This window comes from Paenibacillus vulneris (genome assembly GCF_039543185.1).
Taxonomy (GTDB): domain Bacteria; phylum Bacillota; class Bacilli; order Paenibacillales; family NBRC-103111; genus Paenibacillus_S; species Paenibacillus_S vulneris.
In genome coordinates, this window is the sequence record NZ_BAABJG010000036.1 from 1 (window position 1) to 16818 (window position 16818).

Below are 16818 nucleotides of genomic sequence, written 5' to 3' on the forward strand. Positions count from 1 at the left end.
CAACCGACTAGTTCAGTGTTGTGTTTTGTCCGGAACAATCACCTATCCTGAGTTAGTTGGATAATCAAATTTCAAAAAATACAAACCCAGTGCATATGTGGTCAAGACCCCATTTAGCGGACATTTAAGAAAAACCCTACCCAACAAGCTGTCGCCGGTACTCAATCGGTGACAGCTTGTTTAACTTCCTTTGAGGTCGGAAGTTGTTGTAAAAGTGGATGTAGTCCTCAATTCGTCTTTGTGCTTCTTCGACAGATTTAATATCATAGGGGTAGAGCCCTTCCGCCTTCAAATGCGAGAAGAAGCTCTCCATTGAGGCATTGTCATAACAATTGCCTCGGCGAGACATGCTGATTTGGGCGCCAACCTGTGGCAGCATGTCGTGGTACTTGTAGGACGTGTACTGGGACCCCTGATCGCTGTGAACGATCAGCCCGGTTACGTCCTTCTCCTTTTCAAACGCCCTTGAGAACGTCTGCAATACAAGCTCTGTGTCATTACGCTGGCTAATTTGGTAACTTACTATTTCGTTATTGCACAAATCCTTTATCGCGGAGAGATACAGCCAATCGTCGCCTACCTTGTACTGTGTAATATCCGTCACCCACTTTAGATTAGGCGCTTCCGCTTGAAACCGGCGATCTAAGACGTTCTTAATGGCACGATCGCCAATGTTCCAGGTCCGGCTGTAGTGGCGGTATTTTCGACGTATTTTGGAGCGTAGGTTCATCTTTTGCATGAGACGCAAGACCTTCTTGTGATTCATCCAAACGCCATGATCTTGATACAGGAACAGTTGGATCTGTCTGTAGCCGTAAACGCCGTTGTAGCGTTCATATGTTGCTCTAACCAGTTGCTTTGCAGCTTCGTCCTTATCTTCTTTCATGCGCTTTACATGGGCGTAATATCCGCTTGGGGAGACACCAACCTCTTTGCATAGCTCTGTGACGCGCTAAAATTTTTACGGAGCTCATGGACAACCCGATACTTCTCTGGTACACCTCCGCCTTCGTAATGGCCAACCACTTTTTTAGGACGGCATTCTCCAATTCCAAACGCTTAACGTAACGATCTTCATCGATGTATTGCTTACGTTTACCACGGTGATCCATAAGACCATAATCGCCCATTTGCTTGTAACGACGCATCCACACTTTGAGGCGATCGATGTCTACAATCCCTAATACTTCGGCTACCTTTTGCTTTGTCATCCCTTGAAGACGCATTTCAACCGCCTTCTTCTTCGTTTCAAAACTGTACGCGACAAACTTTTGCCCTTTTCTCGCCATAACGAAAAGCACCCCCTATAGTTTTCATCGGTTAAACACCAAGGTGTTTTTCCAATCTCCACTATAAGGGGTGCACTTCAATGTGGCACTGGGTTCTCATTTTGTATGATTCGGCAAACGCAATTAATTATCTAAAACATTATAATAATGCAACCAGCTTGAGCAACCGCCAGTTGCATTTGTACTGACTTGACCTGAAATGTTGCCAATATATGTTCCTGTTACTGCGTTTGGATTGTAGTATACATTTGTAGTATTGAGCGCACAGAATGTGTCGTTCTGATAAGTAGCTGTTGTTGCCACTGTTATATTGACTGCCTTACCGCTTAAATAAGAGTAGTAAGAATTAATACTATGGCTTTTTTCATACCAACCTGATGCTGTTAGCCAGGTGCGATTATCTGATCCGTCAATATAGTTTACAGTAGTTCCGTCATAACTAAATGTAATATTGTCTTTCACGCTATTGACATTCAGATTAATCGGGTCCTCCCAAACCGTTTGAAATGAACCACTTTTCGTTGTGAAAGCCAACGGCTGTATTTTATTTTCAAGGGCAGTGTCTTTTTTCGGAGCTTCAGTAATTGAAGAATTAGCTTTTGCTCTTTCGCCATCGGTATTGCTTAAATCTACATCTTTCGAAGCAGTCCCTACCTTGATAAGCAAGGTTCTATCTCTTTCGTTGTATTTTACTGGTGCCGAAACGACTCGTTCATTGTACGTCGTCAAAACATAATCAAAGAAATATTGGCTGTCATCCTTTTTAGTCGCTGACACAATATAGTACTCAACATTTTCTAGTGAAAATGGGATGCGAACATTGGCTTCCTCTCCACTAAAGCTCTGGATCTGCTTTGTTTCCACTTTAACCACTTTACCTTCAACAGCATATTTACCATTTGAAAATCGCTCGTTTGGAGCGGAATTTGTTCCTGCCGCGAATACATTACCTGGCCCAATTGAGATTAGGAAAATCAATAATAACACCAAAGCCATTGAAATAGGGTTACGTTTCATTTACAAAGCACCTCCAATTTTTGTGGTTATAGAAGATATCACTTGCCGTTCTTCCTGACAATTTTACATATTTTTCTCCCCTCCTAGAGACCCATTCTTTCCTTGCCTATAGAGCATAAGTCATAGTAGTTCATGTTGTCTAAACATATAGACACATTTGGAAGGAAAAACGTTGCAATGCGTATTGGAAATTTTACCAACCATTTAATTTCTTTAATGGTTGGGCAATGCTTCATGACTTCCGTTTAAATGTACTTGAATATATCAGCCTCTCTGGCAGACGCAAAGGCAGAACTTTCGAGACCGAATCACCGGAATATGCCGACGTTGTGGTTTTGATCACACCGCACCTTTCTGATTCTTGAAGACTATCACTTCGGACATCCACAAATCCCTTGTCATGCAATAAACCGGTTGCGCTGAATATCTCTCAGGGCTACTGCCTTTCTGAATTATATAAAAAGAGAACACCGCAAGGCGTTCTCTTGTATATTCATGCGTTACAGCAACATCATTTTCAAAGCTGATTCGTGAACTTATTCCATTGTATTCAATATGTCTACACACCCGACGTCCAAATCCAGGTCCAAAACGACGGAAACCTCAATTTTGTCTTTGAGCACCTTATTTTTGAAGTCGTTGCCGTCCGCCGTGAAAGTCATAAAACGCGCAAAGTGTTGAAAATAAAGGATTTCTACGTATCGATTCGTTGCATTCCTATTACGCACTCCACATGCACCGTATGCGGAAACATATCCACCGGCTGGACCTCGACGGTGGTGTAGCCGCCTGCCGCGAGCACCTGCAAGTCCCTCGCCAGAGTCGAGGGATTGCACGACACGTACACTACTCGAGATGGACGCATCTCGAGTATCGTGTCGAGCAGCGCGGCGTCGCAGCCTTTGCGCGGCGGGTCAACCACGATGACGTCGGGGGCGATGCCCTGTCGACGCCATTCGGGGATGACGACCTCGGCCGCGCCGGTCTCGAACTGAACGTTGCGGATGCCGTTCAGCCGCGCATTGCGCCGAGCATCGTCGATCGCTTCGTCGACGATCTCGACTCCGTACACTTGGCGAGCGCGCTGCGCCAAGAAGAGCGAAATCGTGCCGATGCCGCAGTAGGCATCGATCACGGTCTCTTCGCCGGTCAGTCCGGCGAAGTCGAGCGCCTTCCCGTACAGCACCTCAGTCTGTACGGGGTTCACTTGATAGAACGACCGCGCCGAGATCGCGAAGCGGATGTCTCCGATGGTGTCATAGATCACATCGTCGCCCCAGAGCACCTTCGTCTTGTCGCCGAAGATAACATTGGTCCGCTCTTTGTTGATGTTCTGGCAGATGCTCTTAATGCCAGGAATGGCTTGGCGCAGCAGGCCGACCAGCTCGTCCGCGTACGGCAGGCTTTCGCCGTTCGTGATGAGGACGACCATGATGTCGCCTGTGTTGAAGCCGTAACGCGCCACGACGTGGCGCAGCAGGCCCTTGTGGGTCTCCTCGTTATATGCCCGGATCCCCAGCTCGCGGGCGATGCGTTTGACCTCGGCGACGACGAGGTCGTTGTTCTCCTGCTGGATGAGGCACTCATCCATATCGATAATGCGGTGGCTGCCTTGGGCGTAGAAGCCCCCGACCAAGCCGCCCTCCCGGTCGGCCGAGGCCGCTTCGAAGCCGATAGGCACCTGCGCCTTGTTGCGGTAGCGCCAAGGATCGTCCATCCCCAGCGTCGGATGGACGATAACTCCCTTATCCGCTCTAGAAAATGATCCTGCGTTTTCTGTACTCTGCCCCTTGGATAAATCTCCGCTTCCGACTACCTGAAGCTTACCGATCCGCTGCAGGTTGTCCACCACGAGCTGCCGCTTGAAGCGTAGCTGCGCTTCATAGCTCAAATGCTGCAGCTGGCAGCCGCCGCATTGGCTGTAGATCGGACAGGGCGCCGCGATACGATCGGGGCTTGGCTTAAGGATGCGCAGAAGCTTGGCGTAGCCGTACTGCTTCTTCAGCTTCAGCACCTTGACCAGCACCCGCTCTCCGGGCAGCGCTCCCTTAATAAAAAGGGTAAAGCCGTTCACACGGCCTACCCCTTCTCCCTCGTGCCCGATGCCGACAATATCGGCTTCATATTCTTCGTTTTTCGCCACAGGCAGGCCACTCAAATCTGGTGCAGGACCCACCGTCTTTCTTCCTGCATTCCGATAGCCGCCTTGGGCTTGGGCGCCATCCTGCTGTCGTCCCTTGCCCTGCGGCCTTCTGCTGCCGTTATTGCTCTTCGTGCTCATGTCCGTCCACTCCAGATTTGGTTTTCCAAGGCAGCTTGATCTGCTGCAATGGGTTCGTTTTATATACCGATTGACCGCTCTCGTCTACGAAAATGTGAAGATGGGACGGCAAATTAGTGAATAAGCACGGCAGAGTGCCGCCGAATTCGCCGTCCAGATTGATCTGCACATAATCCGGAGAGGTCACTTCAATGTTGCGGGTTTGAAAATAAATAATGTTCGGGTCACCCAGATGCTCGCCGCGGAGCGCTAAGGTGACGACGCGGATAAATTCGGCGAGATTGCACTTTTTCAAGATCAGGACATCGAACAAGCCGTCATTGAGGGAAGCGTCGGGCGCCAACCGCTCAAAGCCTCCTACGGAGTTGCTATTCGAAATGAGGAACAGCATCACTTCCTCATGGAATTCCGCTTCGTCGGTCCGGATATGCAGCTCGATTGGACGAAGCCGCGGCAGCTTCTCCAGTCCCTTCATATAATAGGCCAGCTGGCCGATCATTGTCTTCAGCTTGCTCGGCACCTCGTAAGTCAGCTCGGTCAGAGAGCCTCCGCCGGCAATGTTGATGAAGTAGCGCTGATTCATTTTCCCGACATCGATTACCTTCGTATGCTGCTGCAAAATGACATCGACCGCACCTTCCCAGCTGCGCGGAATATTAAGCGCCCGGGCAAAGTCGTTGGTCGTGCCCAAAGGCAGAATCCCAAGCGGAGGACGGTGCGGCTTCTCCGCCATGCCGTTGATCACTTCATACAGCGTACCGTCGCCGCCCGCTGCAATGATCACGTCGAAACCGCGCTCCACCGCATCCGCTGCGGCAAGCGTCGCGTCGCCTTCGCCGATCGTGGCGTGCGTGGACGTCTCCAGCCCGCCCCGCTCCAGCCGCTGCAATATTTCAGGCAGCCGCCTTCTCATTTCTTCCCTGCCGGAAGTTGGATTGTATATCAGTCTTGCACGTTTGGTCATTCCTTTATTCACCCGTTCGCCTCGATTTGCTGCATGGTTACCACTCCAAAAAAGGAGCCGCCTGCCGCTCCATCCACCGAGTCAGCAGAGGATGCGGCAACAGCGCTCTCCCATTATATTTATATGTATAGCCTTGCATACGAGAAGGAATTACCTCGTTCGTGAAGTACCCTTCGCTTAAGAATAGCGGAGCTGCCAGCACCGTATGATGCGGCTTACACTCGCTCCACTTGTTCAGCTTGCTTGGTATTTGATCGGGCAGCAGCATGGCTGTATCGACCTCATCGAAGCTGCCCAACGCTTGAATGCGCATCGCCAGCTTCCTCATGCCGTCCTGCCATGGCTCGAAGAATCCTTTTTCTACACTTCCGTGCCCTACTAAAAGAACGATTTCCTGAGAGGGATCGACCGATAGCGGCTTCAATTTCTCGTAAAGGATAGCTGCTATATCCGGATCGTCGTCAATGGGCGATGTAAAATGCACTCTTGCTTTTATATCGAATGGAAGCATATCCGTCGGAAGGACAGGCTCCTTCTTAACGCCGAGAGCATAGCTGATTTCATCGATATGAGTGCTTCCTGAAGAAACGAACAGCGGGATAACCACAATATCTGTCACGCCCTGCATCTCCAAAGCGGTGATTCCATCCTGGATCAGACGCCCCTCCACGATTTCCAGAAAGGAGGAGTATACCGGAACATTCGCCGGTACATGCATCGCCAGGACCGCTTCGTCCACAAGCCGAACCCACTCTTCGCTGCGTGAACCGTGACTTATGACTAATATGCCGTGTTTTACCAACGAATATCCTCTCCCCTGTACGAGAAAACCATCTATCGATGTAATCAGGCTGTTCGACCACGCTTATTACACAGCTTTTTCCTATTATAGCATAATCCTGCCGAGTCCGTTCCCTGGCGGCTCAACGACTTTGTGAATAAACTTTTTCAGATCAGTTCCTTAGCAGAAGTCACCGGATAGGATACCAGCCAGAGCTTCCCTGAAGGTACCGTTAGCAATGATTTTATTGGTACACGAAGAAAATCCCTCCCGGTTCACATTCGGGAAGGATGGCGAATAAGCTTGCGCATTTCCGCTAGCGTCCAAGGCGCTCCAGCGTCATTTTATAACCGTCGTTACCGTAGTTCAAGCAGCGCTTGACGCGGGAAATCGTAGCCGTGCTGGCACCGGTTTCCGCCTCAATTTGGTTATATGTATTGCCTTTGCGCAGCATCCGGGCCACTTCCAAACGCTGGGACAGGGACTGAATTTCGTTCACCGTGCACAAATCGTCGAAAAAGACGTAGCATTCTTCAATATCTTTAAGCGTCAGGACCGCTTCGAACAGTTGATCGATCGCTTTATCATTTAATTTTTTCAATTGCATGTTTTCGTTCAACCCCTATGATGGTCTGCTAACAATTCTTACATTAATGTATTCGACACCAATGGAGGAAATCCTCCCTTTAGATTAGCAATTCTTTACTATTTTTATGCGGTAATGAAGTAAAACATCAAAAAGCTGATAAAACCGTGACAGGAGTCCAATCCATTCATTCGCCTATAACATAGACTAAATTAGGTAAAACGTCTATGTCCAATTTTCGGTACGTCCAAAGGTACCTTTTGCCAGTGGCATCCAGTGACTTAGAAATCCATAATAAAGGATCGTGAAAACCCGTGACTTATCAAAGACCAACTATCGGAAACCAAGGTGATCCGATGCGCAGCTTTACTCAGCCGGGCTCTTTTTTTGAAGGAGGACAATACCCGGTTCAATATCCGGGAATGGAAATTAACAGCTATGCGCAGTCCCCTGTCCCTGCAACCAACAACGGCGGCGGAGGCGGATTAACGACTCTGCTGGGCGGATCGGGTGGCGGCGGGAACAGCAACATTAACATCGGCCAAATCAAGCAAATCATTGATCGGCTCGGTGGTATCGAAGGCATTGTTGATACGGTGTCGAAAGTACAGCGCATGGTGCAAAGCGTACAACAAGTAGCTCCGCTAGTCAAGGTGCTGATGGGCGGTCTCCTTAAGAAGAAAAACGGTGACAGCCTGGAGGTAACCCCCAGACGCAAAAGGCGCCGCAAACGCAAAACCGGTCCCGTACAAAAGACTCGCGTCAAACGGCGCACTTCCAGATAAGGCTGCAAGCCTTCACTTCTTCATGATGAAAAAGAGCTGCACCTGCGCGAGGGGCGGCTCTATTATCTGTTTAGCCAAATCCTCGTAGACGTAAACGGGTTTGCTGTAAAAATCCCTTCCATTGGGAGAAAAACGTCTATTATCCTCCTTTTCTAGAGGTGCAGCCGCATTTAGCTATAACATCAAAAAGCCCGGTAAGAGCAGCATATGCTCCAACCGGACCTCCAATTCCTTCCGATGCCAATAACCGCCCCGCCAGGCTTATCCCTGCTGTACCTTGGCCTTGATGGTCTCTAATGGCTTGTGGTTCCCATAAACCGGATATTCGCGAGTCGATGGCGCTGCCCAATGCGTTGCATTGCGAATCACGCGGCGTACTTGTTCGTTGTAATAGGTTGGATACGTCTCGTGTCCCGGGCGGAAATAAAAGATTTTGCCTTGACCGCGATGGAACGTGCAGCCGCTGCGGAACACCTCTCCGCCTTCAAACCAGCTGACCATAATCAGCTCATCCGGCTGAGGAATATCGAAGTGCTCCCCGTACATTTCTTCCGCTTCCAATTCAATATATTGACCGATGCCCTCCACAATCGGATGGCTTGGAGCCACAACCCAGATGCGTTCCTTTTCATCCGCTTCGCGCCATTTCAGATCGCAGGAGGTACCCATCAGCTTTTTGAAAATTTTGGAGAAATGGCCGGAATGCAGAACGATCAAGCCCATGCCGTGCAGCACGCGTTTATGGACACGCTCTACAATGGCGTCCTCCACCGCGCCATGCGCCTTATGACCCCACCAGATGAGAACATCCGTGTTGTTCAGCTTTTCCTCCGTCAGCCCGTGCTCCGGCTCATCCAAAGTAGCGTAGGACACTTCCACATCGGCTCCGAGGCCCTCTCCTATCGCTTGATGAATGCCGTTGGGATAGATGGAACGAACCTTTTCGTTCTCTTTTTCATGCCGAAATTCATTCCACACCGTGACTCGCAGCTTTTGACTCATGGGATTATTACCTCCATTGATAGGTCTTTTTTTGTACCTTGATTATATAAGATGCCCCGCACAAAAAGATATTCTCAAAATTGCCCCATCTGTATGCAATAATGTCATGTCCTGTCCAAACGTGCTATACTATTCTTATTTCAACGTCAAATTTATTATGCAATATAGTCTTCCTTTTTGTGGAAACGGGGGTTGCGGCAAGCGTATGACGAAGTGGGACGATACGGAAACCGTTGTATTTAATGAGCTCGTCGATTACCAGAATCCTCTGCTTCGCCTGAAAATTTGGCAGATCGAAAGCCCGGGCACTACCATATCGATTCCGAAGGTCTATAAATGGCATTATCATAAAGAAGTGGAGTTTCTTATTCTGACCGAAGGCGGTCTGGGGATCCAAACGAAGCATGATTCAAGACTGCTGCAGAAGGGCGATGTCCATTTGTTCGGCTCCTCCCAGCTTCACCGGACTCGCAAGGAGCTTCCGATGCCGCTCAGCTATATCGTGTGCCAGTTCGATTTGTCCCAGCATTTTGATGAGAGCACGATGCCTTACTTGGCTTATTTCAACGAGGCCAGACGTCCGCTCGGGCAGCTGAACTATATTTTCCGTGAGAAGCCCGAGGTGCAGCGGCAGGCGTTTGATCTCATTATGGACATCTATCAGGAAGCCCAAAGCAAGGCCAAGGGGTACGAGCTCGCGATAAGCGCTTCGATCCGCAGGCTGCTGCTGCTCCTTCTGCGTCATGACGACCGGGATCTGCTTCAAGGGGCCGACAATGCCGAGCTGATGAGGCTGCAGCCCGCCCTCGATTATATCGACGCCCACCTAAGCGAGAAAATCGCGATTGAACAGGCGTGCGCCGTCCTTAATCTGAGCTATCATTATTTCATTAAGTTTTTCAAAAGGGTCATGGGCATGTCGTTTGTTGACTATGTGAATTATAAACGGATTAAAAAAGCCGAACGGCTCCTGCTGACCAAGGATGCCAGTATTATGGAAATCGGTGATGCTGTCGGCATTCCGAATATGGCCCAGTTTTACAAGCTGTTCAAGCGCCATAACCAGTGCTCGCCCAAGGAGTTCAAGCAGCGGATGCGGGGTGACAGCTCGATGGAGCAGGCAGCTCAGATGATGTAAGGGAGAGGATCGTCTCCCTTTTTTTGTTGCCTTTTCGCATCAGTGGGCTGTGAGGGGATTATCAGAGTGCAGCCATTCTTCCCTGCCAAATTTATCTATACAATAGGATAGCAACGGAAATGCAAGGGAATGGTGAAGCATGAAAAAGAAACGAATGGTGACCTGGAGCCGCTTGCTTGCGCTGACCTGCGTGCTGGTTGCAATGGCGGGCTGCAAAGGCAATGAGCCGAACCCGGATGATGCGATGCGAGCCTTCGCGAATGCGTGGCAGCAAAAGCAATACGAAGCCATGTACGATTGGCTCTCCACGGACTCCAAGCAAAAAATCGACACAACCGCATTCGTTACCCGCCACAAATCGATCTATGAAGGAATCGGCATGAAGGATTTGTCCATCCAGTGGCTGCCGGTCGAGCAGGACGATTCCCGTAAAATCAAGGATAAAAAATCGTACAGACTGCACGTGAACCTGAACAGCACGTATGGACCCATATCCTATGATCAGAATGCGCTGATAGTCAAAGAAGACGTAAATTGGAGAGTCCAATGGGACTCCGCTTATATTCATCCCAAGCTGGGAGACAAGGACAAAGTAAGAGTCGAGGATACCAAAGCGCAGCGTGGAGAAATTCTGGACCGGCAGGGCTTCGGGCTGGCCATTAACGAAGATAAGCTGGAGCTTGGCCTTATCCCCAAGAAGCTCCCGGAGACTCCGGACCCTTCGATCCAGAAGCTGGCTGATTTATTAAAGCTGGACCCGAAAACAATCCAAAATCTGCTCAATGCCTCCTGGGTAAAGCCGGATTATTTCGTTCCCGTAACCATTGTGCCCAAGGGCGATCAACGGCTGGAGGCTCTGACGGCCATTCCCGGCGTCACCTATCGCACCAGGAAGGTGCGCTCCTACCCCTTGGAGGAGGCAGCCGCCCATCTTGTTGGGTACATAGGCAAATTGACCGCAGAAGAGCTGGCCAAATACAAGGACAAAGGATATGCAGCAGACGATTGGATCGGCAAAACCGGACTGGAGCTTTCCCTGGAATCAAGGCTTAGAGGAACCGATGGAGGACGGATCTATATTGTAGATGCAGACGGCAAGGAGAAAGCAACACTGGCGAGCCGGCAGGCGGTCGATGGTGAAGATATTAAGCTGACGATCGATTCGACTCTCCAATCGGATTTGTACCGGCAGCTTGCCAAGGACGCGGGGTCCGGCGCCGCCATTCAGCCTATGACAGGGGAAGTGCTGGCCTTGGTCAGCGCTCCATCGTATAATCCCAATCTGTTCATTAGCGGCGTATCGGCCGATCAGTGGAAAGCTTGGACGGATGATCCGAACAAGCCGCTTTTGAATCGTTTTGCCCGGGCTTATGCCCCGGGGTCGGCGTTTAAGCCTATCACGGCGGCCATCGCCTTGCAGGAGCGCACATTGGATCCGAATGCAGCGAAGGAAATTACGGGGAAAACGTGGAAAAAGGATTCCTCCTGGGGCAATTATTACGTGTCCCGGGTGTCTTCATCCCAGAGCCAGGTCGATTTATCCAAAGCGATGATGTATTCGGACAACATCTATTTCGCTCAGGTGGCACTGGAGCTGGGCGAGCAAAAATTCATGCAGGATGCCGGCAAGTTCGGGTTCGGTGAACCGCTGCCCCTCCCGCTTGCGTTCGATGCCTCCTCCCTCTCTAACACGGCGAAGATGAAGAACGATATCCAACTGGCCGACTCCGGCTATGGTCAAGGAGAGGTCGTCATGAATTCACTTCATGTAGCGACGACCTACACAGTATTTACCAACAACGGAACGATGCTGAAGCCGACCTTGCTCTTAAGCGATGCAGCCAAGCCCGAGCCTTGGAAAAGCGGGCTGCTTGATCCTGATGTCGTCAAGACCGTGACCGATAAAATGGTCGAGGTCATCGAAAACCCGGCCGGCACAGGCCATGCCGCGATGATTAAGGGCCTGCGTTTGGCAGGCAAAACGGGCACCGCCGAGCTGAAGCAGAAAAAGGACGTCGCCGGACAAGAGAACGGCTGGTTCGTCGCCTTCAACACCGATAAGCCTCAGCTTTTGCTCTCCTTGATGGTCGAGCAGGTCCAGGAACGCGGCGGAAGCCATTATTTGAGCGAAAAAATCAAAGCATTATTTCAATCCTATCTAAAACCCTCTTAAAAAAGAAGAAACGGCACCCACCGCCGTTTCTTCTGTCTGTTGGGGAACTTGTTGGTTCAGATCATCATCGTCAGCTGGAGGTGAGGTGTCCCCTGCAGGAGCGTAGCGCCCGCCTTTGTTCTCGGGAAATACCCGCTATCAAGCGGATTATAATCAGAATTTCCCGAGAACAACAGCGGCCGGAAGGGGATACCTCACCGGAGCGCCACATCCCCATCTGAATCATTCATGCTTCCCCTCAGACTCAAACGGCCAAGAGCCGTTTCTTCTTTTTATCCCCCTCACCGAAATGACTCCCGAACATCCACCATAACCTGATCCTGACTCGCCTCCGGCTTACGGTACGTGGAATGCTTGATCAGCCTTTGCAGCTCCCGCTCATATTCATCGCTGTCTAGCGGCAGACGCACCTTGCTCTCGCGGATAGAGGATAATACCATGCCGTTAATAATCATCAGCGAATGTAAGCCCTCAGCCGCAGGTACCAACGGTTCCTGCCGGTCTGCGATCGCTTGAAGGAAATCCGCCACAATCCGTTCATGTCCAGGACCCGCACTTCCGTCCCATTCGATCTCCGCCACGTCGTGCCGGACGGTACCGAAGGCCCGCTTGGAATGCTGAATGTAGCCGAGCGCCGATTCCGCATTTTGATACAGCGTTACTTTCTTGTGCTCATACACAAGCTTGCCGTATTCGCCGACGATCTCCAGCCGATCCGTGCCCGGGCACTCCGACGTGGACGCAACGAAGCTTCCCATCAGCCCGCCCGGATACTCCAGCATGGCATGAACCTCATCCTCGACCTCAATATGATGGTACTTTCCGAATGCAGCCGTCGCTGTAATCGATTGAGGGAGGCCGAACAGCCACCACATCATATCCAGATTGTGCGCGCACTGATTTAACAACACGCCGCCGCCTTCGCCCTTCCACGTGCCCCGCCAGTTCCCTACGTTAAAATACGCCTGCGGACGGAACCAATTCGTATTAAACCAGGCGAACCTCATTAGCCTCCCGAGCTTGCCTTCCTGCACCACTTGTCTGATATACTGCCACTCAGGAGCTGTTCGCTGCTGATAGATGGCGGCAAATACGAGATCCGGCTTATGCCTTCGCTGCTCTTCGTACACAGCAATCATACGCTCCGCATCCTTCACATGGGCTGCAACCGGTTTTTCCACCAGCACGTGAATATTTCGGCGCAGCGCCTCGATCGTTACGGTCGTATGCTGATAATGAGGGGTAGCCACGATAACCGCATCCAGATTGCCTGCATCCAGCATCGCAATATAATCGGTAAAGCCCTGAACTCCGTATTCGGCAGCGAGACGATTTACTTTTTCTTCCGTTTGACTCCAAATAGAGACGACCTGACAGCCTTCCATCCGGGACAGCTGCTCATAATAAAGCTTGCCCATATTGCCCATGCCAATAATACCGATGTGAATCCTGCCCTTCTCTTGCATCAGCTTCACCGCCTTTCCGCTGTCTAATAGCATACCGTGGGCTGCGGGAGGGGTCTCGCGATTTGTTCGACCTGATAGCCGAATCCGTAACCGGTCAGACTGTCCAGCTGTACCTTGCCGTCCTGTCTCCGATACAATCCGGGGTAAACCTGGGCTTCATAATAAGAGGCTTCAGGGTAAAACTGCATTCCGTTCGTCTCCACCCCCATAATGGTACCTGCATGATAAGCCAGCAGCAGGTGAGGAATTTGCGCAAGCATCGGATTCGTTAAATCCTGCACCATCAAGGTCATGCCATGTGCCTTCGCCCAGCAGAGGCTTAGCAATGCGCCTGTCTGCGTCTTGCACGTTTTGAGCGCAACGCCGGTCCAGCCCAGCTCCCGCCCCAGCTTCACCAGCTCCCAGTCATGGGCGCTCTCGTCCATGAACAAAGGCTTTCTGGCGCTGACGCTGCGAACATCGAGCCGATGCTCCTCCAATTCATAAGGAAAAGGCTGCTCAATATACAAGATCGCTTTATAAATTTCCGGATGCTCCTGCATTAACCGGTCCAAGATATCGTTCACGTAGCTGCAATCGGTAACCTGGCAATTGAAGTCCGCCGTCAGCCATACAACCCGTCTGGCTAATGCAATGTCTCCGACTTGAACAAGCCGGTTGTAGTCCCATGCCGCATCATTCCCCGTCAGCTTGACCTTCAAGCATTGCAGGCCGTCTCGTTCAATCCAATCCTCCAGCGTGTACGGATAGCCGTCATCGCGTTCGCTGCCGGTCAATTCGTGCCGGTACAGCAGGTCTTTGCCTCCTACTAGATGCCATGCGACCAATTCTTTATGCTTGGGAATGGAGAAAAAATCCTCCGGGTACAACCCATCAAAGCTAACCGATGACCCTGCCGCCGGCTCCAAATAAGCGGACAAATCCTCGTTCATATAGGTCCCGTTGTAGGTCTCGTAGATGTTGACACGGTTCGTCTGTCCGTAAGCATCGTGAAGCGCAATGTCAAATAGGGAAAAGCAGACCAGCGCCGCCAAATAAGGCACAGGCTCAGGCAAGCCCGAGCCCGCGTTAAAGGCATCGACCACCTTAGGCAGCCGCTGCTTCTGATAACGTACGCCCAGCTCGAACGGATGGCCCTGCTCCTTCCACCCGGACAGATCCTCGGCAATGAGCCGGCATATCTGCTTCAAGGCTTGCTCGCGCGCTTCATAGCTAAGCGAACTCGGCCATACCCATTGGACGCTTAACGGCGTTTCCCCCCAGCCCTCGGCACGTTCGCCTAGCCGATTTTCCGTCTGAATGCATACTCTTGCGCAGGTTACGGTAGTCAGTACCTCAGCCCCGAACTTCAAAGGGACGCGGGTTTGCACAGGCAGCTCATATAACTGCAACCCGGTTACGGTAATATCATACGGCTTCATGACAGGTCTCCCCCGTTTCTCTCATGATGCTCTTGATATACGCCACCTCTTCACGTAGTGCAGGAATGAGGAGATCCAAGTTACTGCTATGATAAAAAGGCTGAAAGTTCAGCACGCCTTGAAACTTGGCTTCGTGCAGCGCCTTCGCGATGACATGCCAATTCGTTACGCCTTCCTGACAAGGCGTCCATTGCTTGCTCCAGCCTTTGTTCGGAGCCGTCCTGCCCTCCGGATTGTACACGTACTGGGCGTCCTTGATTCCCATACCGGCCAAGTAGCTTCCGAGCGATAGAATCGCCCTCCTCCAGTTATCGTTACCCTCATGAAACTGGTTGCCCGGGTCCGGCATAATGCCGACATAGTCGGACGGCAGCCCTTCTACAAGAGACAGTGCCGCATAGGAATGATGAATAAGCATGCGGTCCCCGTGGTGGATTTGGTACACCGCCTTGAGCTTATATTTGGCGCACAGCTCCGCCATTTGATACATCGAAGCACGGGCTTTCTCCATTTGCGTAAACAAGTGCTCTTGCTCGTTATACGAAAAGTACGACATGCGGAAGCTGCGGATGCCTACATCGGACATGACCTTCAAGGGCGTGTCGTCCTGTGCGAGCATTTCCGGCGAAAAGCCGGTTGTCGCGAACTCCACCTTCAGGCTGCTGCGCTGCATGGACTTCACAAAAGCAGGAGCTTCTTCAGCAAATCGGTCCGGAGTGACCCAGTAGCCTTCACGAACCACCAAATCGACCGCATCGAATCCGCTCCCCCGGGCAGCCTCAGCAAGCAGGTTCACATCGCAGCTCTGAAAAAACTTAGGAAACAAGGTATACAGCATCGAATCGATCTTCCCCCTCTCCCCGGCTACGCCAGACGGTCCAGCATATCCCAGGTAACGACCATTTTCGGTTTGGAGCCATTTAGGAAAGCCCTTACATCTTCAACGACCTGATTCCCGATATGATAGCTTTGACCTCCCGCCAAGTGGGACGTATAAATGCAGTTAGGCAGCGTGCGGATCGGATTGCTCATCTCTGCAGGTTCCGGATCGGACACATCGAGAAAAGCGAACAGGCGTCCTTTCTTAAGCTCTGCAATCAATGCCTGCTCATCAATGCAGCCGCCGCGGGAGGAATTGATAAAAATCGCGTCATCCTTCATCGCCTGAAATTCCTTTGCTCCCATCATATGGCGCGTGCTGTCCGTCATCGGGGTATGCATCGTGATGGCATCGCATTGCCCACAGAGCTCTAGAAGCGAATCGACCTTCGTCGCCCCGAGCTCTGCGGCGGCTTCCTGCGAGATATACGGATCATACAGCAGCACCTTTGGGCCGAAAGGCCGTACGAGCTGCAGGAAGTAGCGGCCCACCTGGGACGCGCCGATGATGCCGACCGTAGCAGCCGCCAGATACAATTTGTTCGGTACCGGCTGCCGGAACTCGGTTCGGTTCGACTGGGCATTCGGAAGGATTCGTCGCAGGCCGATGATCATTTCGCCGAGCACCATCTCGGCTACGGTTCTCCCTATCGCCGGAGCGCAGGAAGCAATCACAATATCGCTGCCGCGCAAATCGTCGGTGAAAAAGCCTTTGACAGACCCTGCGGCATGCTCCCACAGCCTGAGGGACGGACAAGCCTCCAATATAGCCTTCGTAGGCTTAGGCGTCCTCCAGGAGCCTACAGACACTTCGCAATCCTGCAAAAAGGCAGCGGCTTCCTCATCGTTGAGCTGTACATCCGCTGGATTCCATTTCACTTCAGCAATCGATTCAAGCTCGTTGCGGCTTGCTTCCGAAAATATAGCTTTTTGCATACTAACCGGCATTAAAACTCCTACTTTGGCCATGCTCCATTCACACCTCTCCGTCATTATTTTACATAGTAAATATAACACCTTGCGAAATAGGGACGAA

14 protein-coding genes and 1 pseudogene are annotated in these 16818 nt (G+C 51.2%); 3 read left to right on the top strand and 12 right to left on the bottom strand.

Features of this window, described 5'->3' with window-relative positions; translation table 11 throughout:
* Nucleotides 1-136 precede the first annotated feature (136 nt).
* From ABEA66_RS27660 to ABEA66_RS27690, 7 genes and pseudogenes are all read right to left on the bottom strand, one after another.
* Nucleotides 137-889: pseudogene (locus ABEA66_RS27660) on the bottom strand (IS3 family transposase); the annotation flags it as partial.
* The gene (locus ABEA66_RS27665; RefSeq protein ID WP_124331914.1) at nucleotides 873-1289 is read right to left on the bottom strand and encodes a helix-turn-helix domain-containing protein; all 417 of its coding nucleotides are present in this window, start codon (nucleotides 1287-1289) and stop codon (nucleotides 873-875) included. The gene ABEA66_RS27665 and the pseudogene ABEA66_RS27660, both read right to left, overlap by 17 nt.
* Before the next feature lie 123 nt (nucleotides 1290-1412).
* Nucleotides 1413-2306, bottom strand: coding sequence for a hypothetical protein (locus ABEA66_RS27670; protein ID WP_212962144.1), 894 nt, complete (start codon nucleotides 2304-2306; stop codon nucleotides 1413-1415).
* Nucleotides 2307-3000: 694 nt separating this feature from the next.
* A complete protein-coding gene (rlmD, locus tag ABEA66_RS27675; RefSeq protein WP_345592735.1) occupies nucleotides 3001-4587 on the bottom strand; it encodes a 23S rRNA (uracil(1939)-C(5))-methyltransferase RlmD in 1587 nt (528 codons plus the stop codon).
* Nucleotides 4568-5551, bottom strand: coding sequence for a diacylglycerol kinase (locus ABEA66_RS27680; protein WP_079914126.1), 984 nt, complete (start codon nucleotides 5549-5551; stop codon nucleotides 4568-4570). Before ABEA66_RS27680 ends, rlmD begins: the two co-directional genes overlap by 20 nt.
* A 37-nt stretch (nucleotides 5552-5588) precedes the next feature.
* On the bottom strand, nucleotides 5589-6353 hold the full coding sequence (locus tag ABEA66_RS27685) for a sirohydrochlorin chelatase (RefSeq protein WP_345592738.1): 765 nt from the start codon (nucleotides 6351-6353) through the stop codon (nucleotides 5589-5591).
* Between the two features lie 295 nt (nucleotides 6354-6648).
* Nucleotides 6649-6939, bottom strand: a complete 291-nt coding sequence (locus ABEA66_RS27690; RefSeq protein WP_028549983.1) for a YerC/YecD family TrpR-related protein — start codon at nucleotides 6937-6939, stop codon at nucleotides 6649-6651.
* A 293-nt stretch (nucleotides 6940-7232) separates the two neighbouring features.
* On the opposite strand from ABEA66_RS27690, the gene ABEA66_RS27695 reads away from it, so the two are divergent.
* Nucleotides 7233-7703 (top strand): hypothetical protein, encoded by a 471-nt coding sequence (locus ABEA66_RS27695; protein ID WP_256865578.1) that lies wholly within the window; start codon nucleotides 7233-7235, stop codon nucleotides 7701-7703.
* A 261-nt stretch (nucleotides 7704-7964) separates the two neighbouring features.
* Here ABEA66_RS27695 and ABEA66_RS27700 read toward each other — a convergent pair whose 3' ends face one another.
* Nucleotides 7965-8705 carry a ThuA domain-containing protein gene (locus tag ABEA66_RS27700; protein ID WP_345592744.1) on the bottom strand — a complete coding sequence of 247 codons (741 nt, stop codon included), beginning with the start codon at nucleotides 8703-8705 and terminating at the stop codon, nucleotides 7965-7967.
* Nucleotides 8706-8910: 205 nt separating this feature from the next.
* Here ABEA66_RS27700 and ABEA66_RS27705 point away from each other — a divergent pair, with 205 nt between their 5' ends.
* A complete protein-coding gene (locus ABEA66_RS27705; protein ID WP_345592746.1) occupies nucleotides 8911-9843 on the top strand; it encodes a helix-turn-helix domain-containing protein in 933 nt (310 codons plus the stop codon).
* 139 nt (nucleotides 9844-9982) lie between these two features.
* Nucleotides 9983-12016, top strand: coding sequence for a penicillin-binding transpeptidase domain-containing protein (locus tag ABEA66_RS27710; RefSeq protein WP_345592748.1), 2034 nt, complete (start codon nucleotides 9983-9985; stop codon nucleotides 12014-12016).
* A gap of 281 nt (nucleotides 12017-12297) precedes the next feature.
* Here ABEA66_RS27710 and ABEA66_RS27715 read toward each other — a convergent pair whose 3' ends face one another.
* From ABEA66_RS27715 to ABEA66_RS27730, 4 genes are read right to left on the bottom strand one after another with little or no spacing between them, the layout of a single operon-like run.
* Nucleotides 12298-13482, bottom strand: coding sequence for a Gfo/Idh/MocA family protein (locus tag ABEA66_RS27715; RefSeq protein WP_345592750.1), 1185 nt, complete (start codon nucleotides 13480-13482; stop codon nucleotides 12298-12300).
* Between the two features lie 23 nt (nucleotides 13483-13505).
* The gene (locus ABEA66_RS27720; protein WP_345592751.1) at nucleotides 13506-14903 is read right to left on the bottom strand and encodes an enolase C-terminal domain-like protein; all 1398 of its coding nucleotides are present in this window, start codon (nucleotides 14901-14903) and stop codon (nucleotides 13506-13508) included.
* Nucleotides 14890-15741, bottom strand: a complete 852-nt coding sequence (locus ABEA66_RS27725) for a sugar phosphate isomerase/epimerase family protein (protein WP_345592752.1) — start codon at nucleotides 15739-15741, stop codon at nucleotides 14890-14892. The genes ABEA66_RS27720 and ABEA66_RS27725 overlap by 14 nt, the downstream gene beginning before the upstream one ends.
* 26 nt (nucleotides 15742-15767) lie before the next feature.
* Complete coding sequence (locus tag ABEA66_RS27730; RefSeq protein ID WP_345592754.1) at nucleotides 15768-16751, bottom strand: hydroxyacid dehydrogenase; 984 nt, start codon at nucleotides 16749-16751, stop codon at nucleotides 15768-15770.
* Nucleotides 16752-16818 lie beyond the last annotated feature (67 nt).